The sequence below is a fragment of the Pseudomonas sp. AC463 genome (assembly GCF_979253585.1).
In genome coordinates this window covers 1-252 of the sequence record NZ_CEEDDZ010000918.1, presented here as the reverse complement: position 1 = coordinate 252, position 252 = coordinate 1, and the positions used below count along the sequence as shown (strand labels likewise).

Here is a 252-nt window from a genome sequence, read left to right as displayed (position 1 = left end):
GTTCGGCCCGATCACCCCGACGATCCCGCCCGGGGGCAGGGTGAAATCCAGCCCGTCGAACAGCAGCTTGTCGCCATAGGCCTTGGTCAGGCCCTTCGCCTCGATGACCTTGCCGCCGAGGCGTGAGGGAAGCTGGATCAGGATCGCGGCCTTGCCGGCGACGCGGCTCTCCTGCTTTTCCATCAGCTCGTCGAACGCACGGATGCGCGCCTTGGACTTGGTCTGGCGGGCCTTGGGCGTCTGGCGCATCCA

Annotated in this window: 1 pseudogene; it reads right to left on the bottom strand. The window is 67.1% G+C overall.

Annotated elements, in window-relative coordinates:
* Positions 1-252, bottom strand: a pseudogene (locus AC0IYH_RS32900) (energy-dependent translational throttle protein EttA); the annotation flags it as partial.